The organism is Bradyrhizobium sp. BEA-2-5 (assembly GCF_032918025.1).
In the GTDB taxonomy this organism is placed as follows: domain Bacteria; phylum Pseudomonadota; class Alphaproteobacteria; order Rhizobiales; family Xanthobacteraceae; genus Bradyrhizobium; species Bradyrhizobium pachyrhizi.
In genome coordinates, this window is record NZ_CP136629.1 from 5,861,332 (window position 1) to 5,880,467 (window position 19,136).

Here is a 19,136-nt window from a genome sequence, read left to right on the forward strand (position 1 = left end):
ATGAAACGCATGTGGCGCCGCTGTCTGTTGACCGGGATGCTCGTTTGGCTTGCCGCGACACCGGCGTCCGCCTTCGTTGCCTACGTCTCGAACGAAAAGAGCAACACGGTCTCGGTGATCGACACCGACAGCTGGACGGTGACCAAGACCATCAAGGTCGGCCAGCGCCCGCGCGGCATCGATTTCACGCGCGACGGCAAGTTCGTGCTGGTCGCGGTCGGCGACGACGACACCATCCAGGTGATCGACACCAAGACGCAAAGCGTGGTGGACAGCTTGCCATCCGGGCCGGATCCCGAGCTGTTCGCGCAGGATGCCGCCGGCAAGATCCTCTATGTCGCCAACGAGAACGACAACACGGTCACCGTGATCGATCTCGAGAAGCGCGCACGCCTCGGCGACATCCAGGTCGGCGTCGAGCCCGAGGGCATGACCATCAGCCCCGACGGCAAGACGCTGATCAACACGTCCGAGACGACCAACATGGCGCACTTCATCGACACCGCCACGCGCCAGATCGTCGCCAACGTGCTGGTCGACGCCCGCCCGCGCTTCGCCGAGTTCAAGCATGACAGTTCGGAAGTGTGGGTATCCTCGGAGATCGGCGGGACCGTGTCGATCATCGATCCCAGGAAGCACGAGGTGATCGGCAAGGTCACCTTCGAGATCCCCGGCCTGCGGAAAGAGGCGATCCAGCCCGTCGGCATCGGCATGACCAAGGACGACAAGACCGCCTTCATCGCGCTCGGCCCCGCCAATCGCATCGCCGTGGTCGACGGCACGAGCCACAAGGTCCTCAAATATCTCCTGGTCGGCCAGCGGGTCTGGCACATGGATTTCACTCCGGACGAAAAATATCTGCTGGTTACCAACGGTGTCTCCAACGACGTCTCGGTCATCGACGTGGCCGCACAAAAAGTGATCAAGACCATTCAGGTGGGCGAACTGCCCTGGGGCGTCACGATCGCGCAGCCATGACCGCAACCGACGCCCATATCGCGAGCCAGCTCTCGCCGGATGCAGGCCCTGGAACAGCCGCGGCCGTGCAGCCGGCGCTGTCGATCGGCAATGTCAGCCACAGCTACGGTCCGCGCCGCGCCTTGATCGATGTCAGTTTCACGGTTCAGTCTGCGAGCTTCACTGCGCTGCTTGGGCTGAACGGCGCCGGCAAGAGCACGCTGTTCTCGCTCGTCACGCGCCTGTTCGGCATCCAGAACGGCCAGATCAAGATCTTCGGCCACGACGTCAGCCGGACGCCGGGTGAGGCGCTGCGGCTGCTCGGCGTCGTGTTCCAGCCGCGTACGCTCGATCTCGATTTGTCGCTGACGCAGAACCTGCTCTATCACGCCGCGCTGCACGGCATCAGCCGCCGTGAGGCCGCCGCGCGCAGCGCCGAACTGCTCGGCCGCATCGGGCTCGAAGAGCGCGCCGGCAGCAAGGTCCGCGATCTCTCGGGCGGCCAGATGCGGCGGCTGGAGATTGCGCGGGCGCTGCTGCACCGGCCGCGGCTGCTGTTGCTGGACGAGCCTACGGTCGGCCTGGACGTCAAGGCGCGCGCCGACATCATCAGCCATGTCCGCCAGCTCGTGACCGATCAGGGCATCGGCGTGCTCTGGGCGACGCATCTGTTCGACGAAATCATGCCAAACGACGACCTCGTCGTGCTGCATCAGGGCCGAATGCTGGCGCACGGCCCGATGTCACGCGTGATCGCGGACGCAGGCGCTCAGGACGTCAACACCGCGTTCATGCGCCTGACCGGAACGGCAACACTCGCGGGGAGACCGCCGTCATGACCAGCACGACGGTTACGCCTGAGCGAAGCGGCTTCTCGCTGTCGGAATACATCGTCTGCCTCACCGGCATCGTCTGGCGCGAGGGGCTGCGCTTCCTGCATCAGCGCGAGCGCTTCGTTTCGGCGCTGGTGCGCCCGCTGGTGTGGCTGTTCATCTTTGCCGCCGGCTTCCGCCAGGTGCTCGGCATCTCCATCATCCCGCCCTACGAGACCTACATCCTCTACGAGGTCTATATCGCACCTGGGCTGATGGCGATGATCCAGCTCTTCAACGGCATGCAATCCTCGCTCTCGATGGTCTATGACCGCGAGATGGGCAACATGCGCACGCTCCTGGTGAGCCCGCTGCCGCGCGGGTTCCTGTTGTTCTGCAAGCTGCTCGCAGGCACCGCAGTGTCGCTGCTCCAGGTCTACGCATTCCTGCTGATCGCCTGGCTCTGGGACATCACCCCGCCGCCCTGGGGCTACCTCACCGTGCTGCCGGCGCTGATCCTGTCCGGGCTGATGCTGGGCTCGCTCGGCATGCTGATCTCCTCGGGCATCAAGCAGCTGGAAAACTTCGCCGGGGTGATGAACTTCGTGATCTTCCCGATGTTCTTCGCCTCCTCCGCGCTCTACCCGCTCTGGCGGGTGCAGGAGGGCAGCCCTTATCTGTACTATCTCTGCGAGGCCAATCCGTTCACCCATGCGGTCGAGCTGATCCGCTTCGCGCTGTACGGCAGGATGAACTGGGTTTCGCTCGCGGTGGTCGGCGGCTGCACCGTCGTGTTCATGATCGGCGCGATCCTGGCTTACGATCCATCGCGCGGCCTGGTGCGCCGCGGACCCGGCGGAGGCGAGGCATGACGGGCTGGCGAACAGGACTGGGCGCGCTGCTCGCGATGGCTCTGTCGACCCAGGTCGCATCGGCGGCCGATCCGCGCTATCCGGACTGGCCCTGTACCCAGGCCAAGGTGCCGGAGATCTCGCTGGCCGCCGTGTGGGCCGGTCCGCCGCTCGACGATGTCCAGAACAAATGGAAGGACGACGCCAAGGTCAGCGCGCTCGCGATCAAGCTCGCGGCGCGCCGCGTTCCGCTCGAGGAGGCGCAGAAGGAGATCACCGAATTCCTGTCAGCTGCCGCGGCCGACAAGGCCAATGCGGGAAAACTGCTGTTTGCCGGTCTGTTCGATACGCTGAACGGACAGCGCGCCTCGGTGATGAACGGGCTCGAGCGCGTGATGCGCAAGCAGCGCGAGGCCGCGGAGAAGATCCGCGACGACACGCTCAAGCTGCAGGCGCTGCAGGACGCGACACCGCCGGACCAGGCCAAGGTCGACGAGCTCGGCAACCAACTGGTCTGGGAGACCCGCATCTTCGAGGACCGCGGGCGCGTGGTGAAATTCGTCTGCGAGGTGCCGACCGCCATCGATCAGCGCCTGTTCGCGCTCGGCCGTACCATCCAGCAGGAGCTCGATTGAGGCCTGCGACCGATCGCCCCGGGATCGTTAACGCGCCGCTTTGACGGTCTTTTGGGTAACAATCTCTTGGGCCACACCGACACGGAACAAACTGCGCTGCCCGCTCGTTGTCCCCAACTATATCTGAAGTTGGGAGACCTCCATGAAAGCAGCCAAGATCGTCATGACCAGCCTTGCCGCCGCGAGCCTGGTCACCACAGCGGCTTTGGCCCAGCAATCCATGTCGGGAATGGTCACCAAGATTGACCGACTGAGTGGAACCATCTCGATCCAGCAGATGCAAAGCGGCACGGTGGGCGCGTCCGGCGGCGCGATCCAGGAATACAAGGTGCCGAAGGGACAGTCGCTGGAGGCATTCCACGCCGGTGACAAGGTCTCGTTCACCACAACGGACAGCGACGGCGGCAAGACCATCAACAAGCTCGACAAGCAGAAGTAACGGCCCGCGTGGCGCGCGAGGACGGGCTTACTGCTCTCCCTCGCGCGGCTCGGGCTCGGCGTCCGCCAGCGGCAATTTGGCACGCTCCCATCCGTCGGTTCCCTCCGGATACCACGCCACGTTGCGGTAGCCGTAGGACAGCACGCGCTTGGCGGCGTTCCACGACATCCAGCAATTCTCCTGGCAGTAGATCACGAGCAATCTGGTCGCGTCGCCGCCTGAGGCGCGGACGAGCCCGCGTCGCAGATAATCCTCCGTGGGCGCGGCGGCAGCGTGCCGTAGCCGGTGTCAGGCAGCCAGATGCTGCCCGGAATGTTCCGGCGCGGCGCATCGCGCCACACCGTGCCCGCGGGAAGGTTGTTCGGTTTCGGCGGGCGCGGCATCACGTCGACGAACGCGGCGGACTTGTCGCGCCATATCGCTTCCGCTTCCGCGGTCGTGAGCACCCGTGCGCCGGCAAGCGTCACCGGCACCGGCGCGCGGTAGTCCTCGGTGCGATAGCTCTCCGGCTCTGCGGGTGGGTCCTGCGCGCGGACAGGCGAAGCGGCGACGAACATCACCGCAAGCATGGCCGCGAGCCTGATCATGGTGATTTGGTCGCGGTCTCCGGCCCGATCGGCCGGTCGCTCTCGTCCAGCAGCGGGACGCCGAAATCGAACAGGATCTTGTTGATCTCGCCCTGGTTCTCCTGAATCAGCTTGTTGAGCTGCCGCTTCCAGTTCTGGTCGGCAGGGCGCACGCCCATGCCGATGCGATAGACCAGCTTCGGCCCGCTGGTTTCTTTCACCAGCGGCGTGATGTGCAGCGGCGGGTTGGCCTTCTTGGCGTAAAAGCCCGCCATCGGTCCCCACAGGATGCCGGCGTCGATCTCACCCTTGGCGAGATCGTTCATCATCGCCTCGGCCGACGAATCGTAGCGCGTATCGATCATCAGCGGATAAGGCTTCGCATTGGTCATCAGGCCGTTGATGGCCATGTTGGTCGCGGGCGGCGTTCCCGCCACGATGCCGATATGCTTGCCCTTCAGCCGCTGGTCCTCGAGCGTCGTGACCTCGTCGAGCCCGCTGCCCGGCTTGGCAACGATCGCATAGGCTGTGCGGTAGTAGGGATTGGTGCCCTGCACGAGATCGTCGCCTTGCGGGAAGCCCATGATGACGTCGCAGCGATGCGCACCCAGCGTCATCCGCACGAAACCGCTGGCCTGCGGAAAGAAGACGTAGTCGAGCTTCTTCTGGAGCTTGTCCGCAAGAAACTCCGCGAGCTTGTTCTCAAACCCCTCGCCCTTCTCGTTGGAGAACGGCAGATTGCGCGGATCAGCGCAGACGCGCAGCACGCGGGCATCGATGAGCTCGATGGAAAGTTCGCCCTGATCATTGACCTGCGCGCGCGCAATGTCGCGGCCGGCCAGACAGGCGATGAAGCCGACAAGCGCGAGCAGAACAGGACGACATCCGACAATTCTCATTACGCGGTCTCCTCTTGATCGGATCGATCGCCGCCATCCAGCAATTGCCCGGCGCACCATGACGTGCAACAGGAATAATGATCGCGACCACGCCGCGTTGCTTGCTGCAGCGCAAACTGGAACGCGACGACATCGATCGCGCGTCCCGGAGTAACTGAGGCGGAAACATGGCTCATGGCGGTTCGGTGCTTGCGCTGCTCCTGATGCTTTGGGCGCCGACCATAGCGCGGGCGCAAGAGGCAGAATTGCCTGTAAGCGAAGTCGCTCCCGGAATATTCGTTCACACCGGGGTCACCGCATTGATGACGCGCGAGAACGAAGGCGCCATCGCCAATGTGGGATTCGTGATCGGCGACAGCGCCGTCGCCGTCATCGACACCGGCGGCAGCGTCCGCGAAGGACGACAGCTGCTCGCCGCGGTCCGCAGCCGTACCGACAAGCCGATCCGCTACGTGATCAACACCCACGCGCATCCCGACCACAGCTTCGGCAATGCGGCTTTCGTCGGCGATGGGACCAGCTTCGTCGGCCATAAGTCTCTGCCACGCGCGCTGGCCGCGCGCGGACAATTCTACCTCGACGGGTTTCGCCGGAGCATAGGCGACGCGTTGATCGACGAGGTGAAGATCATCCCCCCGACCGTGCTGGTCGCGGACACGCAGAAGCTCGACCTCGGCGGACGGGCCCTCACCCTGAAGGCGTGGCCGCCCGCCCATAGCGACAACAACCTCACGGTCCTCGACGAGCAAACCAGGACCCTGTTCGCCGGCGATATGGTGTTTCTCATCCATATTCCCGTGGTCGACGGCAGCCTCAAGGGCTGGTTGCGTGCGCTTAACGCACTCGCGGCGATCTCCGCCGAGCGCGTGGTTCCCGGTCACGGACCCGTGAGCGCATGGCCGGCAGCGCTTGCCGATGAGCGGCGTTACCTTGGGGTGTTGGCCGCGGACGTGCGCGCGCTGGTCGCAAGCGGCAAGCCGATCACCGCCGCGGCCGAGCACGCCGCAGCCGCCGAGCGGCCGCGCTGGCAATTGTTCGACGACTACAACGCCCGCAACGCAACTGCAGCATTCTCTGAAATTGAATGGGAGTAGCGGATCGTCCTATAATGACGCGGCTGCATAGGATTTCGCGAACATGACCGGACATCGCGCCCGCCTGCTTTGCATCGCAAGCCTGCTCACGATCGCGCTGGGCACACCGGCTGCACTCGCGGAAGAGGCCTATGATCCCTGGCCCGGCCTGGTGCAGGACATCTTCAGCAACCGTCCGATGAATGACGGCAGCGCCGTCATCGGCATCGAGATGCCGTATCGCGCCGAGGACGCGGCGATCGTGCCGGTGACCTTGCGCAGCAAGCTGCAACCGAGCGACAGCCGCCGCGTCGTCGCGATCACGCTTGTGATCGACGAGAACCCGGCGCCGATGGCTACGAAGTTCACGCTGGGGCCGGACGCCAACGTCACGGAGATCTCGACACGCGTGCGCGTCAACAACTACACCGATGTCCACGCGGTCGCCGAGCTCAGCGACGGTCAGCTCTATGTGTCCAAGACGTACGTGAAAGCCTCCGGCGGCTGCTCGGCACCGGCGGGCAAGAACGTCGAGGAAGCCAGGAACCGGCTCGGCCAGATGCGCTATCGGCAATTCACCAAGTCCGAACAGGGACCTGCGACCAGCACGCGGGAAGCCCAGATCATGATCGGGCATCCGAATAATTCAGGCCTGCAGATGGACCAGGTCACGCAGCTCTATATCCCGGCCTTCTTCGTCAATGAGCTGTACATCTGGCAGGACGACAGTCCGGTGCTGGCGATGGAGGGCGGAATCTCGATTTCCGAGGATCCTAATGTCCGCTTCACCTACGTCTCGAACGGAGCCAAGCGCTTCCGCGCCGAAGCCAAGGATACCGAAGGGCATATTTTCGAGCACGAATGGAAGGTCGAGAATCCCGGCACTTGACGCCTCGCGATCTCACGACGGACGCAAAAAATGCGATGAGATCAGGTTGGATCGCTATCGCGCCTTAGCCGGCATTTAAGCATGATCTTTCCGGAAAACCGCTGCGCACTTTTCCGGATCATGCTCTAGAAGCACCTGACTTCGGCTTCGGCCTGGGCGCGCCTGAGGTCGTTGAGCGCGTTCGCGGCCTGCTCCGAGGTGCGGAACTGGACGCCGAGATTGCCGCGCACCTGCGACATGCTGAGCGCGGTCTCGGCGGTAACATAGCGCTCGTAGGGTATGATCGAAGCCACCACGTCGATCGAGCAGGAACATTGCTCGATCGACTGCCGGGATTCGCCATTTGCCTTCATGCAGCCGAACACATATTCAGCCCGCGCCGAGGTCGGATAGTCGTTGATCTCCTGGGCCTGCACGCTGACGGCCGTCCCGGCGAGCACCAGGATGGCGACAATCGGTCGTAGCATGCCAGCTCCTGCCATGGTCCTGCTTCCTCTTCTCTTTCCGCAAGCTATGCTATGGATGTTGATCAGAAAAGAAAACATTCGGGGAAGTGGCTCAAGAAACGATGATCATCTCTGTACGCACGGTGTTGGCTGCGGCAGTTCTGGCGGTCATGCAGTTCGGCACCTCGTGCTACGCGCAGACCATCCGCGTTGCAGCGCAGAAGACCGGAACGCTGGCCTGGGAACTGGCCGTCATTCGCTCCCATGGTCTCGACAAGAAGGCCAATCTGTCGATCGACGTCGTCGAGCTGGCCAGCACCGAGGCTGGCAAGATCGCGATGCGCGCCGGCAGCGCCGACATCATCCTGTCGGACTGGCTGTGGGTGTCGCGCGAGCGTGCGCTGGGCGCCAAGCTCACTTTCTATCCCTATTCGAGCGCGTTGGGCGCGGTGATGGTTCCGGCGGCTTCTCCAATCAAGACGCTCGCAGACCTGAAGGGCCGCAAGCTCGCCGTCGCGGGCGGGGCGATCGACAAGAGCTGGCTGCTGCTCCAGGCGCGCATGAAACAGGACGGGATCGACCTGAAGTCCGAGGCAACCATCGTCTATGGCGCACCGCCCCTGATCGCCGCGAAGGCGCTCGACGGCGAGATGGATGCGAGCCTCAATTTCTGGAATTTCTGCGCCCAGCTCGAAGCCAAGGGTTTTCGTCGCCTCGCCGGTATCGAGGACATCCTGCCGAAGCTCGGCAGCAAGGGCCGCATCGCCATGATTGGCTACGTGTTCGACGAAGCCTGGGCGAACGCCAACAAGGATCTGGTGGCCCGCTTCATCGCCGTGACGCGCGCCGCGAAAGAGATTCTGGCGACCTCGGATGCCGAATGGGACGCGATCGCGCCGCTGACCGGTGCGCAGGATGCCGCAACCCTGCATGCCTATCGTGAGCGCTACCGCGAAGGCATCCCGCGCCGTCCTATCGCGGACGAAGAGGCGGATGCGCGCGTGCTCTACCGCGTGCTGGCGCAGCTCGGCGGCCGCGATCTGGTCGGCTCCGCAACCGAGCTCGATCCCGGCACCTTCTATCAAGCGATTCCGGGAGACTAGCGGTGCTGCGTCTCCTGTCATTCACGCTGTTCATCGCGACCTGGTGGATCGCCTCGCTGCTGATCGGCGATGCGAAACTGCCGGCGCCGCCGGCGGTGCTGTCGGTGCTCGTCGCCGAAGCCCGATCGGGCGCGTTGTTCATCAATCTCGGCGCAACCCTGGCCCGGGTCGCGCTGGCCTTCACCCTTGCCATGGCGCTCGGCTCGGCGATCGGCTATCTGATGGGCCGCGTCTCGCTTGCCAATCGCCTCGGCGATCCCTGGCTGATCCTGCTGCTCAATTTGCCGGCGCTGGTCGTGATCGTACTGGCCTATATCTGGGCCGGGCTCACCGAGACCGCCGCGATCGCGGCGATCGCCATCAACAAGCTGCCGACCGCCATCGTCACCTTGCGCGAGGGCGCGCGCGCGCTCGACCGCTCGCTCGACGAGATGGCGAGCGTGTTCGCGATGCCGCGCTGGCGCGCCTTCCGCCACGTCGTGCTGCCGCAGCTTGCGCCCTATATCGCGGCCTCCGCGCGCTCCGGGCTGTCGCTGGTGTGGAAGATCGTGCTGGTCGCCGAGCTCCTGGGTCGTCCGAACGGCGTCGGCTTCGAGATCGGCATCGCCTTCCAGCTGTTCGACACGCCGCGGCTGCTGGCCTATTCCCTGACCTTCGCCGCCGTCGTGCTCGTCATCGAAACCTTGCTGGTGCAGCCGTTCGAAGCCCGCGCAAACCGGTGGCGGCCCCGTGCGGCTTGAGGTCGAGATCACCGGCAAGAGCTTTGCGAGCGCGGCCGGGAAGCGGCACGACGTGCTCGACAACGTCACCTTCACGCTGAACGCCGGCGAGGTCGGCGTGCTGTTCGGCCCGTCAGGCTGCGGCAAGAGCACCCTGCTCCGGATCCTCGCCGGGCTCGACGCCAACTACCAGGGCCATGTCACGCGATCGCCGGGCATGCGCCTTGGCATGGTCTTCCAGGAGCCGCGGCTGCTGCCCTGGCGCACGGTCGAGGAGAATGTGCGGCTGGCCGCGCCGCATGTCGGCGACAGCACGCTCTCTGCGCTGTTCGAGGTGCTCGAACTGGGCGCGCACCGCAACCATTTTCCCGCGGAGCTGTCGCTCGGCCTCGCCCGCCGCGTCGCGCTGGCCCGCGCCTTCGCCATCGAGCCCGATTTCCTGATCCTCGATGAGCCGCTGGCCTCGCTCGACAATGCGCTCGCGGGGCGGCTGCGCGACCAGGTCGCAACGCTGGTGGCCAGCCGGAAAATGATGACCTTGCTCGTCACCCACGATCTCGACGACGCGGTTCGCCTCGGCGATCGCCTGTTCTTCCTGTCGTCGCGGCCGGCCCGAATCCTTCACGTCGAGACCATCGCCGCACCACGCGCGACGCGCGGCGAGCCCGAGATCGACGAAATCAAGCGGCAACTCTCACAGTTGGACCTTGCAAATATGTGAGACGCCGTCATCCTTGGACGAAGCATAAAGGAGAGGCTGGATGTCGCGCGCGTTGATCGCTGTTGGTGTTGCGTTGCTTGTGCTGCCGGTGACAGTGTTCGCTCAAAGCAAGGGCAAAGGCATTCGGCTGTGGAATCTGACCAGCGCCACGATTTCGAGCTTTGAGTTGTCGCCGGCAGGCAAGAACGAGTGGGGTCCCAACCAGACGCTCAACGACAAGGACAAGGAAGTCGACCACGACGAGCGGCTGCGCATCACCGGTGTCGAGCCCGGCCGCTATGACGCCAAGGTCAGCTATCCCGACGCGCGGCAGTGCATCGCCCGTGACATCGAGATCAAGGCGGACGCCGTGTTCTCGATCGCCGACAAGGATCTGAAGGACTGCAACAAATAGAAAGGCTAACCCGCCGGCAGCTCGCCGCCCGCGCCGGCCCGATCGTTGCTGTGCGGATATTCGCAACGCCAGCGCACCGCTGTCCATTTCGGATGTTCGCCAACCCACCGCGCGATGTAAGGCGGCGCGGCCATGGCGCATTGCTGCAGAGAGCCGTTCCAGTTGAACACCAGATGCTGCTCCTCGCAGGTGGCGGGCGACAGCACGGCACATACCGTGACGATCAGATCAATCGGGTTCATGCGCGATCCCTAAGCGTGCTCATGCAATAGATAACACGGCGAAATACGTAATCGGCCACGTCCTGGTTTCACAGCCCCGTGACAGGTTGGGGAACCCGGTCCCAGAGGCTTCACGCTCTAGAAGTTCAAACCGTACACCAGCCGCGCCTGATGGCGCTCGAAATTGACGAGGTCGAGAGCGGCATTGCTCCCCGCCCGCTGCCCCCACGCCTGGACGCTCCAGGTCGCGGTCAGGCGTGAACGTTCGGAGAGCTGGAAATAGGCGGTCGGCCCGATGAACAGCGCCTGCCCGGACAATTCATCCAGGCCGATTCCCTCGTACTTCCTGAAATAGCGCGCTTCGCCGCCGATCAGGATATCCGGCTTCACCCTGGCCATCAGGCCGAATGCGGCACCGATGGTGGCATCCTGATCCGCAGCGCCGGTGCGCGGCGTGCGCGTCCATTCCGGCTCATAGCTTAGGTTGAGGGCCGCGATGACAAAATTCGGGATCACCTCGCGGTCGAACGCGACCGTGAGTTCGGTGCCATAACTACGGACGGCTGCGGCCGTCGTCTCGTCGACGCGATCGGCACGCGTCTCCAGCGCGACCGTCATGCCAAAGGGCGCCGCCTCGCGATTCAGAAAGCGATAGCGGAAATCGACCGAGACGCTCTGCCACGACAGCTGGCGCCGATCGTCGAGACCCGGAACGCGGTTGATGTCGTATGCGCTGAATGACGTTCCGAGCTCGACACGAAAATTCGGCGCGGGCACGAGCTCGAGCTCCATTTCCTGATTGAGCGTGCGATACCGGCCGCCGTCCTTGGCGAAGCGCCCGGTGGTCTGGCTCTGGAATTCACGCTCGCCGACATTGCCCACGTCGGAGCCGATCATGAAGCCGAAGATGTGCTCGGTATCAAAGTCCTCGGCATAGGCGCCAGGCGGCAACACCGCCGTGATGCCGGCAATCGCCGCGCACAACGTCCCCGCCCAACGCCCGGTCCTGAGTTTTGGATTCATCGTCCCCGCACCACCGCCTCAGGCCACACTGTAGGACAAAGCAGCAAGGCCCGCCAATCGCGCAGGTGGTGTCGGTCTCAAGGTCTTGTGGGAAGGGTATGAGGGAAGCTGGCCGAGCGGCCGCATCAGCGCCCGCAAAAGACACTTTCCACAAAAGACGCCTGCCCGGCTCGATGCAGCGGGCTGCACGAGCCGGGCAGGCTGTCTCGCGTTACTTGTCTTAAGATTACTTGCGCGAAGCGCAGGCGTACATGTTGATTTCCATGCCGACCGGCACTTCCACGATCTTCGGAGCTTTCCAAGCCATTTCCTTCTCCCAAGTCATAAGTTGGCGCAAGCCTCGCGCCGCGCGGCAAGCTAGGACTGCCTTTTCCAGCGCGCAAGCCGGCCGGGTAAGGACCCGACTTCGCTGCTGGACATGCCGAAGCGGACGACGGCTCGCTAACATCTGCCCGGCATCGGGAACTCCGACACTGATCTGTCGGGCATTTTCCGGCTGCCGGGCGGCGACGCAACGGCAAGGAGACCCGATTCATCCAGCCGCGTCTTGCCCAAGAGCGAAATCGCAACTTTTTTTGTTATGCGCGGATTCCTGCGTCAATATCCGGCAATCCGCCCGGAATGCGCCCGCTAGGCAAGCTATTTGAGCAGGCGCAGCAGGGCCCGGCCGGCGCGCGAGTTCAGCTCCTTCGCATCCAGCGTTCCGTCCTTGTCGGGATTCGCCGCGTTGAAGCGTTGCTCGACCACGGACAGATATTCGTCCAGCGTAAGCGTCCCGTCACGGTCAGGATCGGCGGCGGCGAGCTCTTTCGCCGACAACCGTCCGCGCAATTCGCGCGCATCAAGCGTGCCGTCACGATCGGGATCGAGCTTTGCGAACAGGTCGGCAGCAGCCTTCTTGGCTTCGGCGAGATCGACCGTACCGTCATTATCAGGATCGAGCATCTTCAGCGCGCCCTTGCGGCCGGATGCCGCCAGGGCGGGCGCCGACAGAACGGCCATGGCCAAAGTCAGAGCAAGCGATCGGCGCGAAATCATCATTCATCTCCCTTGCGTGCCGCTCCGGCGACGGGGCGAAGCGCGCCACGAAAAGCGCATCATAACAGCCTTGGCGAACGTTCGACAGCTGGCGCAACGGGCGAGCCCTCGTCGGTTTTCGGGTGGAAAGAGACCTCCCGACCGGTCACCTGTGGAGCTCCGACGTATAGCACCAGGATGATCGAGGTGAATCATGAGCGACATTTGCAGAAGCGTATTGGGCTGTCTGGTTGTGCTCGGTCTGCTTACGCCCGTGTCAGCGCAGACCCGGCACCCTGCCCCATCGGCGGAGGCGGTGCAGCAGCGCGTGCTCACCGGTAAGGAGCGGCTCGGCCGCAAATGGACCGACGAGCAGCGTATCGATAATTGCAATGTGCCGCCGGACAAGCGGGGCGCGAAACCGCGGCCGAGTGTCTGTCCCCCTACGCCGTCCAGCTGACCGTTCGCGCCGCGGCATACCGACGGAGCGCTGGTGTAGCGTATTCCACGCGACGGCAAGCCACGAACGCATCTGCGAAAGACCTGACGCTTCCGATCGGTCTTTTGCGGTTAGCGGGCGCTCGTTCACGTTTTCGTATTGACCCGTTTTGGTTTCAGGCGGATGGTTCCGTCCGCAACGTCAGGAATAGGCGTGCGGAAAAAAGTTCATTGGGAGGATAGGATGAGACGCATTGCGCTGGCCGCAAGCCTCGTGATTCTTGCATCGTATGGTGCAAGCGCCCAAACCACCGAGCAGCTGGTCAAGGGTGCGACCGACACGTCGAACGTTCTCAATTATGGAATGGGCTACAATCTCCAGCGGTTCTCGACGCTGAACCAGATCAACAAGGATACGGTCAAGAACCTCGTCCCGATCTGGAATTACAGCTTCAATGACGATCGCAGCGAGGAATCCCAGCCCATCGTCTATCAGGGCGTCATCTACGTGACCTCGCACAATGCCACCATGGCAGTCGATGCCAAGACCGGCAAGCAGATCTGGAAGAGCAAGATCGAGTATCCCGCCGAGACGCCGAGAATCGTCTGCTGCGGCATCATCAACCGCGGCGTCGCGATTCATGAAGGTAAGTTGTTCCGTACGACGCTCGATGCCAACGTGATTGCAATCGACGCGAAGAACGGCAAGGAGCTGTGGCGGCAGAAGGCGGCCGACATCAAGGAAGGCTATTCGATGACGGTGGCCCCGCTGGTTGCCGACGGCGTCGTCATCACCGGCGTCTCCGGCGCCGAGTTCGGCACCCGCGGCTTCATCGACGGCTGGGATCCGGCGACCGGCAAGCACCTCTGGCGCACCCACTCGATCCCCTCGCCGGACGAGCCCGGCGGCGACACCTGGAAGGGCGACACCTGGAAGCTCGGCGGCGGCTCGACCTGGATCACGGGTTCTTACGACCCCGAGCTGAATACGGTCTATTGGGGCATCGGCAATCCCGGCCCGTTCAATTCGGCGGTGCGCCCCGGCGACAATCTCTACACCTGCTCCGTGCTGGCGATGGATCCCAAGACCGGCAAGATCAAGTGGCACTACCAGTTCTCGCCGAACAATCCGTTCGATTACGACGCCGTGGCCGAGATGGTGCTCGCCGATGTGAACGTCGAGGGCAAGCCGACCAAGACGCTGATGAATGCCAACCGCAACGGCTTCTTCTACGTGCTCGACCGCACCAACGGGAAGCTGCTCGCGGCCAATCCGTACGTGAAGGTCAACTGGGCGACCGGGATCGACATGAAGACCGGACGTCCGATCGAGACCGACATTTCCAAGGACGCCCGCGAGGGCAAGAAAGTGACGGTCTATCCGTCCATCCTCGGCGGCAAGAATTGGGAGCCGATGTCGTTCAATCCGCAAACTGGCCTTGCCTATGCCAATACGCTCGCCTTCGGCGGCAGGTACAAGACCGAGCCCGTCACCTACAAGCAGGGTGAATGGTATCTCGGCATGGATCTGAGCGACCTCTGGGAGTTCGGGGACGGGCCGCGCGGTCATCTCAAGGCCATCGATCCCATGACCGGCAAATCGAAGTGGGAAGCGCCGAGCGACATTCCGCGCTTCTCGGGCGTGCTGTCGACGGCCGGAGGCGTCGTGTTCTCAGGCGCACTGACCGGCGAGTTCGAGGCCTTCGACGCCGATACCGGCAAGAAGCTCTGGCAATTCCAGACCGGGTCCGGCATCGAGGGACAGCCGGTGACCTGGCAGCAGGATGGCGTGCAGTATGTTGCTGTGACGAGCGGCTACGGCGGCGTCTACTCGTTGTTCTCCGGCGACGAGCGGCTTGCCAAGGTGCCGCCCGGTGGCTCGCTCTGGGTCTTTGCGGTCAAGAACTGAGCGCGGAGCACACGTGACTGAACGAGTAACCCTGTTGACGGCGGCGATCTTCGCCGCCGTCGCTGCGGCGGTGATTATGCTGATCCCCGCCGCCGCACAACAATCAACCGCAATCGACCTTCAGGGTCAGGCCGACCAGGGCAAGGTCACCTACGCCAAGAAATGCTCGCACTGCCACGGCCCCAATCTGATGAACTCCGGCACCATCACGCCGGACCTGCGCGCCATTCCCGACGACAAGGCGCGCTTCGTCACCACGGTGAAGAACGGCAAGAACAACAAGATGCCGCCCTGGGGCGACATCCTGAACGAGCAGGAGATCGCCGACGTCTGGGCCTTCGTGTCCAGCCGGAGGACCCCATGAGGGCCCTGCTCGCGGCCGCGGCGTCAGCCCTGCTTCTTGCCATGTCGGCGGCAGCGCATGCCGCCGACGAACCGCTCAAGGTATGCCTCGACGAGGATTTGCCGCCGCTGTCGGCGCATCATCGCGGCAAGCCCGATGCCGGCTTCGACGTCGCGCTCGCGCAGGCCATTGCCGAGCGGCTCGGACGGCCGCTCAAGATTCAGTGGTTCGAGAGCAAGCTCGATGAAGATTCGAGCCCCGCGCTCGAAGCCAATGCTCTGCTGTCGGACGGGCGCTGCTCGCTGGTCGGCGGCTACGCGCTTACCACGGACTCGCTGAAGGCACCCGGCGTCACGACGGCCAAGCTGCCGGACTTCGACGGCGCTACCCGCGAGGATCGCCGCCGGCGGATTCCGATCGGCGTGCTGGCGCCAAGCCAACCCTACATCTATTCGCCGATGACCGTTGTCCTCGGTCCCAAGGCCAAGGACAAGATCAAGGAGCGCAAGATCGCCGACATCGGCGACCTCGCCGGCCTTCGTCTCGTCATCGAAAGCGGATCGCTCGGCGACGCCATCCTGATGACCTTCGACAAGGGAAAGCTGATCGACGACATCACGCACCTCGTTCCGGGGCGCAGCGACCTGTTCGGAGAACTGGAACGCGGCGAATTCGACGCCACGCTGCTCGACCTGCGCCGCTTCGATGCCTACCGCGCTGAACATCCCGACACCAGGATCACGGCCTCGGGCTACTATTATCCGATCGGCGCCAACCGCGGCTACGTTGCGCTCGAAACCGACAAAGGACTGCTGGAATCGGTCAACAAGGTCCTCACCGATCTGCAGGCCAAGGGCACCATCGCGGAGCTCGGCAAGGCCGCCGGCCTCACCTGGCTTCCGCCGCGCGAGCCGATCATCCTCGGCGATGTCTGGCTGAAGATCCTGAACCGGTGATGCCGGCGATAGCTATCGCAAATAGCTTGCCAGATTCATGCTCTGGATCTTGGAGATCGCCGAATAGGACGCCGTGAGCTGCGCCTCGTAGGTCGAAAGCTGCGCGGTGATGGCAGCGACGTCGACGCTGGTGAGGTCGTTCGACAGCGTCTTCGCAAAATTCTGATAATCGCTCTGGTTGGTGCTGGCGGTCTCGATCTGCGACGCCGCGGTCGACAGCTTTGCCTGCACGGTGGATGTGGCATCCAGCGCACTGCTCGCAAGGTCGAGCGCCTGCGAGACGTCGCTCGACGACAGCGTCGTGCTGTTGGCCACGAACTTCAGCACGCGCATCACCTCCTCGAATGCCGAATTGTCCGCGGTGACGCCGTAGGAGATCGACTGGCTGTCCGACACGCGCACGGACGCGATCTCGCTGTCGCCCTTGTAATAGCTGGTGTCTGATGTCGTCAGCGATCCGGTGCCGGTGTCAAAGCTCGACAAATCCGCAGGCGCGGTGTCGGTGCGGGCGCCGCTGAAGACATATTCGCCGTCATACTGAGTGTTGAGCAGCCCCTGCATCTGCGCCATGGCCTGCCGGGCATAGTTGATCACCGATGCCGTCGCCGTGCTGCTGCCGGTGGTGGCCGCGCTGAGCTGGGACCGGAGCTGGGTGAGGATGTCCGTCACCGAGCCGACCGCCGAATACATCACCTGGACCTTGCTGTCGGCGAGCGTGGCGGCATCGATATAGGATTGCGCGCGCGTCACCGAAACCTGCAAATTGATGACGCGCCCGGCGCCGGAACCATAGCCGCCGAAATCCTCGGATTGCAGCCCGGAGGACTCCTGCACCTGCTCGTTGGCCATCACCGCTTGCACCCGCAGCGCGCTTGATATCATCTGGTCCGACTGAGCAAAGGTGGCAACACGCATCATCATGACGACGGCCTCGGGCTCAGCTGGCACTCATCGCGGTCATCAGCGCCGAGAACATGGCGTTGATCGCGGTAATGATCTGGGACGCGGCGGCGTATTTGTTCTGCAACGCACTCAGATTGGCTGACTCTTCGTCGAGGTTGACGCCGGACTGCGACGCCAGCGAGTTCGCGTAGGTCGACTGAGCGGTATCCTTGGCCGTGTAGGCCGCCGACGCCTGGGTCGCCTTGCCGGCGACGTTGGCGACGATGGCGGCCGCGTAGTCCGTGAAAGAGCCGGTGGTCGCGCCAAGACTGCCCGCCATACCGAAATTGGTCGCCCCCGTCAGGGCGCTCGAGAGCGCGTTCACCACCGTCGCCGAGCCCGGCGACAGCACCGAAGTTCCGACGGTCAGAGTGGATGACGCATCGAGCGTCGCCGTTGGCAGCCCCGCCGTGCCGTTCAGAATGTCGCTGCGCACGGCGATGTCGGACGCGCCGGTCCCGGTGATCAGGTCGTTGAACCCGAAGTAATCCGAAAAGCCTTCGCCGGAACTGCCGACCGAACTCGTCAGCTCGTTGATGGCGACGCCGTTGCCGGATGTGCTCGTCGAGATCGACAAGTGTCCGTTGGCATCGACCGTAGCTGACAGACCCGAGATACCGTTGATCGCGGTGGCGAGATCACCGACCGTGGCGTAGGACGACAGATCGAGGTCCTGGTAGGACACCAGATTGCCGCTCTTGTCCGCAACCGCGATGCGCACCGTGCCGGTCGCCGACAGCGGCGTCGTGCTGCTCACGGTGCCGGTTCCGGTCAGGCTCGATGGCGGCGGCACCGATGTGCCCTGGTTGGACACAGCGTTGACGGCCGCGGTCAACTGCTGAGCCAACTCGTCGAGTTGCGACTGCGCCGCCGGCAGCGTCTGGTCACGCAGCGTGATCAGCGCGCTGACCTTGCCCGAGGAGATCTGCGAGGTGATGTCGACGCCGTTGACGGTGATGCCGCTGAAACCGCTTAACGATCCCGCGCTGTAAGTCGTCGACGCCGTGACGCTGGGCAGCGCCGTATAGTTCAGCGGATGCGCCGTGCTATCGACCAGCGCCTGTCCCGATCCGGTATAGACCTGCAGATCGCCGGTCGACGTGGTGAAATAGCTCACATTCATCATCGACGCGAGATCCTGCAGCGCGCTGTTGCGCTGGTCCTCCAGATCAGCCGTCGATTGTCCGGCCGCCGCCTGCTGCTTGATCTGCTTGTTGAGGTCGGAGATTTGCTGCAGGTCGGAGTTGATGTCGGTAACCGACGACGCGATGTCCTGGTCGGCATTGGAGCGCAGCGTCTGGATGCCGCTCGAGGTCTGTTGCAGCTGCGTCGTCACCGCCGCAAGCGCACTGACGACGTTGGATTGCAGCGAGGCGCTGCTCGGCGTGCTCGCCAGCGACGACAGCGCCGACTCCAACGCCGCGATCGTGTTGGCCAGCGAGGTTCCCGTCGTGGAGCTGTCCGAGCTCGATGTGCTGCCATAGAGCTGCTGGAGCTCGGTCAGAAAGCTGTTGGTGGTGTCGGCGGCGCCGAGATCGGAATCGGCCCCGACCAGCGACTTCAGGAGCAGCTTGTCGACCGCGCTGCTGATCCCCGTGATCGTGACGCCAGTACCGACACCGGAAGTGACGCTGCTGCTCTGATTGGCGGTCTTCGCGGTATAGCCCTTGGTGTCGGCATTGGAAATATTGGCCGAGGCTACGCTGATCTGCACCTGCGTGGCCGACAGCCCGCTGAATGCGATGCTTCGTGCAATATCGAGCGAGGACACGGCCTACTCCCT

General features: G+C 63.8%; 22 protein-coding genes and 1 pseudogene. 14 read left to right on the plus strand and 9 right to left on the minus strand.

Annotated features, from left to right (window positions below):
- The 5 genes from RX327_RS27725 to RX327_RS27745 all read left to right on the plus strand — a co-directional run bounded on the left by RX327_RS27725 (position 1) and on the right by RX327_RS27745 (position 3,694).
- On the plus strand, positions 1 to 978 hold the full coding sequence (locus RX327_RS27725) for a YVTN family beta-propeller repeat protein (RefSeq protein ID WP_317247707.1): 978 nt from the start codon (positions 1 to 3) through the stop codon (positions 976 to 978).
- Positions 975 to 1,796, plus strand: coding sequence for an ABC transporter ATP-binding protein (locus RX327_RS27730; RefSeq protein ID WP_317247708.1), 822 nt, complete (start codon positions 975 to 977; stop codon positions 1,794 to 1,796). Before RX327_RS27725 ends, RX327_RS27730 begins: the two co-directional genes overlap by 4 nt.
- Positions 1,793 to 2,641, plus strand: coding sequence for an ABC transporter permease (locus RX327_RS27735; RefSeq protein WP_317247709.1), 849 nt, complete (start codon positions 1,793 to 1,795; stop codon positions 2,639 to 2,641). The genes RX327_RS27730 and RX327_RS27735 overlap by 4 nt, the downstream gene beginning before the upstream one ends.
- Positions 2,638 to 3,255, plus strand: coding sequence for a hypothetical protein (locus tag RX327_RS27740; RefSeq protein ID WP_410712087.1), 618 nt, complete (start codon positions 2,638 to 2,640; stop codon positions 3,253 to 3,255). The genes RX327_RS27735 and RX327_RS27740 overlap by 4 nt, the downstream gene beginning before the upstream one ends.
- Positions 3,256 to 3,397: 142 nt before the next feature.
- Positions 3,398 to 3,694, plus strand: coding sequence for a copper-binding protein (locus RX327_RS27745; protein WP_050383925.1), 297 nt, complete (start codon positions 3,398 to 3,400; stop codon positions 3,692 to 3,694).
- Between the two features lie 27 nt (positions 3,695 to 3,721).
- Here the strand turns inward: RX327_RS27745 and RX327_RS27750 are convergent.
- Together RX327_RS27750 and RX327_RS27755 are read right to left on the minus strand one after the other, a co-directional pair.
- Positions 3,722 to 4,281: pseudogene (locus RX327_RS27750) on the minus strand (PQQ-dependent catabolism-associated CXXCW motif protein).
- The gene (locus RX327_RS27755) at positions 4,278 to 5,159 is read right to left on the minus strand and encodes a substrate-binding domain-containing protein (RefSeq protein WP_317247710.1); all 882 of its coding nucleotides are present in this window, start codon (positions 5,157 to 5,159) and stop codon (positions 4,278 to 4,280) included. Before RX327_RS27755 ends, RX327_RS27750 begins: the two are co-directional and overlap by 4 nt.
- A gap of 167 nt (positions 5,160 to 5,326) precedes the next feature.
- Between RX327_RS27755 and RX327_RS27760 the strand changes: the two genes are divergently transcribed.
- Together RX327_RS27760 and RX327_RS27765 are read left to right on the plus strand one after the other, a co-directional pair.
- Entirely contained in the window at positions 5,327 to 6,253 is a 927-nt protein-coding gene (locus RX327_RS27760; RefSeq protein WP_317247711.1) for a quinoprotein relay system zinc metallohydrolase 2, read from the plus strand.
- Positions 6,254 to 6,296: 43 nt separating this feature from the next.
- A complete protein-coding gene (locus RX327_RS27765) occupies positions 6,297 to 7,121 on the plus strand; it encodes a quinoprotein dehydrogenase-associated SoxYZ-like carrier (RefSeq protein ID WP_317247712.1) in 825 nt (274 codons plus the stop codon).
- Between the two features lie 125 nt (positions 7,122 to 7,246).
- On the opposite strand, the gene RX327_RS27770 is transcribed toward RX327_RS27765, so the two are convergent.
- Positions 7,247 to 7,588: a hypothetical protein gene (locus tag RX327_RS27770; RefSeq protein WP_410712088.1), complete on the minus strand. Its 342-nt coding sequence runs from the start codon at positions 7,586 to 7,588 to the stop codon at positions 7,247 to 7,249.
- Positions 7,589 to 7,737: 149 nt separating this feature from the next.
- Between RX327_RS27770 and RX327_RS27775 the strand changes: the two genes are divergently transcribed.
- Genes RX327_RS27775 through RX327_RS27790 form a run of 4 tightly spaced genes read left to right on the plus strand, consistent with a single transcriptional unit; the run spans position 7,738 to position 10,504 of the window.
- Positions 7,738 to 8,670: an ABC transporter substrate-binding protein gene (locus tag RX327_RS27775; RefSeq protein WP_317251339.1), complete on the plus strand. Its 933-nt coding sequence runs from the start codon at positions 7,738 to 7,740 to the stop codon at positions 8,668 to 8,670.
- A 2-nt stretch (positions 8,671 to 8,672) separates the two neighbouring features.
- Positions 8,673 to 9,410 carry an ABC transporter permease gene (locus RX327_RS27780; RefSeq protein ID WP_317247714.1) on the plus strand — a complete coding sequence of 246 codons (738 nt, stop codon included), beginning with the start codon at positions 8,673 to 8,675 and terminating at the stop codon, positions 9,408 to 9,410.
- Positions 9,400 to 10,110 carry an ABC transporter ATP-binding protein gene (locus RX327_RS27785; protein WP_317247715.1) on the plus strand — a complete coding sequence of 237 codons (711 nt, stop codon included), beginning with the start codon at positions 9,400 to 9,402 and terminating at the stop codon, positions 10,108 to 10,110. Before RX327_RS27780 ends, RX327_RS27785 begins: the two co-directional genes overlap by 11 nt.
- A 40-nt stretch (positions 10,111 to 10,150) precedes the next feature.
- Positions 10,151 to 10,504 (plus strand): hypothetical protein, encoded by a 354-nt coding sequence (locus tag RX327_RS27790; protein WP_317247716.1) that lies wholly within the window; start codon positions 10,151 to 10,153, stop codon positions 10,502 to 10,504.
- A gap of 5 nt (positions 10,505 to 10,509) precedes the next feature.
- Here the strand turns inward: RX327_RS27790 and RX327_RS27795 are convergent, their stop codons facing one another.
- The 4 genes from RX327_RS27795 to RX327_RS27810 all read right to left on the minus strand — a co-directional run bounded on the left by RX327_RS27795 (position 10,510) and on the right by RX327_RS27810 (position 12,786).
- The gene (locus tag RX327_RS27795) at positions 10,510 to 10,746 is read right to left on the minus strand and encodes a hypothetical protein (protein ID WP_028336941.1); all 237 of its coding nucleotides are present in this window, start codon (positions 10,744 to 10,746) and stop codon (positions 10,510 to 10,512) included.
- Positions 10,747 to 10,863: 117 nt separating this feature from the next.
- Positions 10,864 to 11,748, minus strand: a complete 885-nt coding sequence (locus RX327_RS27800; protein WP_050383931.1) for a hypothetical protein — start codon at positions 11,746 to 11,748, stop codon at positions 10,864 to 10,866.
- Positions 11,749 to 11,974: 226 nt separating this feature from the next.
- Positions 11,975 to 12,055, minus strand: a complete 81-nt coding sequence (gene pqqA, locus RX327_RS27805) for a pyrroloquinoline quinone precursor peptide PqqA (RefSeq protein WP_008562446.1) — start codon at positions 12,053 to 12,055, stop codon at positions 11,975 to 11,977.
- Positions 12,056 to 12,387: 332 nt separating this feature from the next.
- Positions 12,388 to 12,786 carry a calcium-binding protein gene (locus RX327_RS27810; RefSeq protein WP_317247717.1) on the minus strand — a complete coding sequence of 133 codons (399 nt, stop codon included), beginning with the start codon at positions 12,784 to 12,786 and terminating at the stop codon, positions 12,388 to 12,390.
- Positions 12,787 to 13,447: 661 nt separating this feature from the next.
- Here RX327_RS27810 and RX327_RS27815 point away from each other — a divergent pair.
- From RX327_RS27815 to RX327_RS27825, 3 genes are all read left to right on the plus strand, one after another.
- On the plus strand, positions 13,448 to 15,112 hold the full coding sequence (locus RX327_RS27815) for a methanol/ethanol family PQQ-dependent dehydrogenase (protein WP_317247718.1): 1,665 nt from the start codon (positions 13,448 to 13,450) through the stop codon (positions 15,110 to 15,112).
- Positions 15,113 to 15,188: 76 nt separating this feature from the next.
- Positions 15,189 to 15,476 carry a cytochrome c gene (locus tag RX327_RS27820; protein WP_317251340.1) on the plus strand — a complete coding sequence of 96 codons (288 nt, stop codon included), beginning with the start codon at positions 15,189 to 15,191 and terminating at the stop codon, positions 15,474 to 15,476.
- Entirely contained in the window at positions 15,473 to 16,411 is a 939-nt protein-coding gene (locus RX327_RS27825; protein ID WP_317247719.1) for a transporter substrate-binding domain-containing protein, read from the plus strand. The genes RX327_RS27820 and RX327_RS27825 overlap by 4 nt, the downstream gene beginning before the upstream one ends.
- Before the next feature lie 12 nt (positions 16,412 to 16,423).
- Here the strand turns inward: RX327_RS27825 and RX327_RS27830 are convergent, their stop codons facing one another.
- Positions 16,424 to 17,332: a flagellin gene (locus RX327_RS27830; RefSeq protein WP_317247720.1), complete on the minus strand. Its 909-nt coding sequence runs from the start codon at positions 17,330 to 17,332 to the stop codon at positions 16,424 to 16,426.
- A 16-nt stretch (positions 17,333 to 17,348) separates the two neighbouring features.
- The gene (gene flgK / locus RX327_RS27835; RefSeq protein WP_317247721.1) at positions 17,349 to 19,124 is read right to left on the minus strand and encodes a flagellar hook-associated protein FlgK; all 1,776 of its coding nucleotides are present in this window, start codon (positions 19,122 to 19,124) and stop codon (positions 17,349 to 17,351) included.
- Positions 19,125 to 19,136: the final 12 nt, after the last annotated feature.

Excerpts from the sequence above, each read along its gene's own strand:
- RX327_RS27725 (WP_317247707.1), top strand. The coding sequence starts at position 1 with ATGAAACGCATGTGGCGCCGCTGTCTGTTGACCGGGATGCTCGTTTGG.
- RX327_RS27730 (WP_317247708.1), top strand. The coding sequence starts at position 975 with ATGACCGCAACCGACGCCCATATCGCGAGCCAGCTCTCGCCGGATGCA.
- RX327_RS27735 (WP_317247709.1), top strand. The coding sequence starts at position 1,793 with ATGACCAGCACGACGGTTACGCCTGAGCGAAGCGGCTTCTCGCTGTCG.
- RX327_RS27740 (WP_410712087.1), top strand. The coding sequence starts at position 2,638 with ATGACGGGCTGGCGAACAGGACTGGGCGCGCTGCTCGCGATGGCTCTG.
- RX327_RS27745 (WP_050383925.1), top strand. The coding sequence starts at position 3,398 with ATGAAAGCAGCCAAGATCGTCATGACCAGCCTTGCCGCCGCGAGCCTG.
- RX327_RS27755 (WP_317247710.1), bottom strand. The coding sequence starts at position 5,159 with ATGAGAATTGTCGGATGTCGTCCTGTTCTGCTCGCGCTTGTCGGCTTC.
- RX327_RS27760 (WP_317247711.1), top strand. The coding sequence starts at position 5,327 with ATGGCTCATGGCGGTTCGGTGCTTGCGCTGCTCCTGATGCTTTGGGCG.
- RX327_RS27765 (WP_317247712.1), top strand. The coding sequence starts at position 6,297 with ATGACCGGACATCGCGCCCGCCTGCTTTGCATCGCAAGCCTGCTCACG.
- RX327_RS27770 (WP_410712088.1), bottom strand. The coding sequence starts at position 7,588 with ATGCTACGACCGATTGTCGCCATCCTGGTGCTCGCCGGGACGGCCGTC.
- RX327_RS27775 (WP_317251339.1), top strand. The coding sequence starts at position 7,738 with ATGCAGTTCGGCACCTCGTGCTACGCGCAGACCATCCGCGTTGCAGCG.
- RX327_RS27790 (WP_317247716.1), top strand. The coding sequence starts at position 10,151 with ATGTCGCGCGCGTTGATCGCTGTTGGTGTTGCGTTGCTTGTGCTGCCG.
- RX327_RS27795 (WP_028336941.1), bottom strand. The coding sequence starts at position 10,746 with ATGAACCCGATTGATCTGATCGTCACGGTATGTGCCGTGCTGTCGCCC.
- RX327_RS27800 (WP_050383931.1), bottom strand. The coding sequence starts at position 11,748 with ATGAATCCAAAACTCAGGACCGGGCGTTGGGCGGGGACGTTGTGCGCG.
- pqqA (WP_008562446.1), bottom strand. The coding sequence starts at position 12,055 with ATGGCTTGGAAAGCTCCGAAGATCGTGGAAGTGCCGGTCGGCATGGAA.
- RX327_RS27810 (WP_317247717.1), bottom strand. The coding sequence starts at position 12,786 with ATGATTTCGCGCCGATCGCTTGCTCTGACTTTGGCCATGGCCGTTCTG.
- RX327_RS27815 (WP_317247718.1), top strand. The coding sequence starts at position 13,448 with ATGAGACGCATTGCGCTGGCCGCAAGCCTCGTGATTCTTGCATCGTAT.
- RX327_RS27820 (WP_317251340.1), top strand. The coding sequence starts at position 15,189 with ATGCTGATCCCCGCCGCCGCACAACAATCAACCGCAATCGACCTTCAG.
- RX327_RS27825 (WP_317247719.1), top strand. The coding sequence starts at position 15,473 with ATGAGGGCCCTGCTCGCGGCCGCGGCGTCAGCCCTGCTTCTTGCCATG.
- RX327_RS27830 (WP_317247720.1), bottom strand. The coding sequence starts at position 17,332 with ATGATGATGCGTGTTGCCACCTTTGCTCAGTCGGACCAGATGATATCA.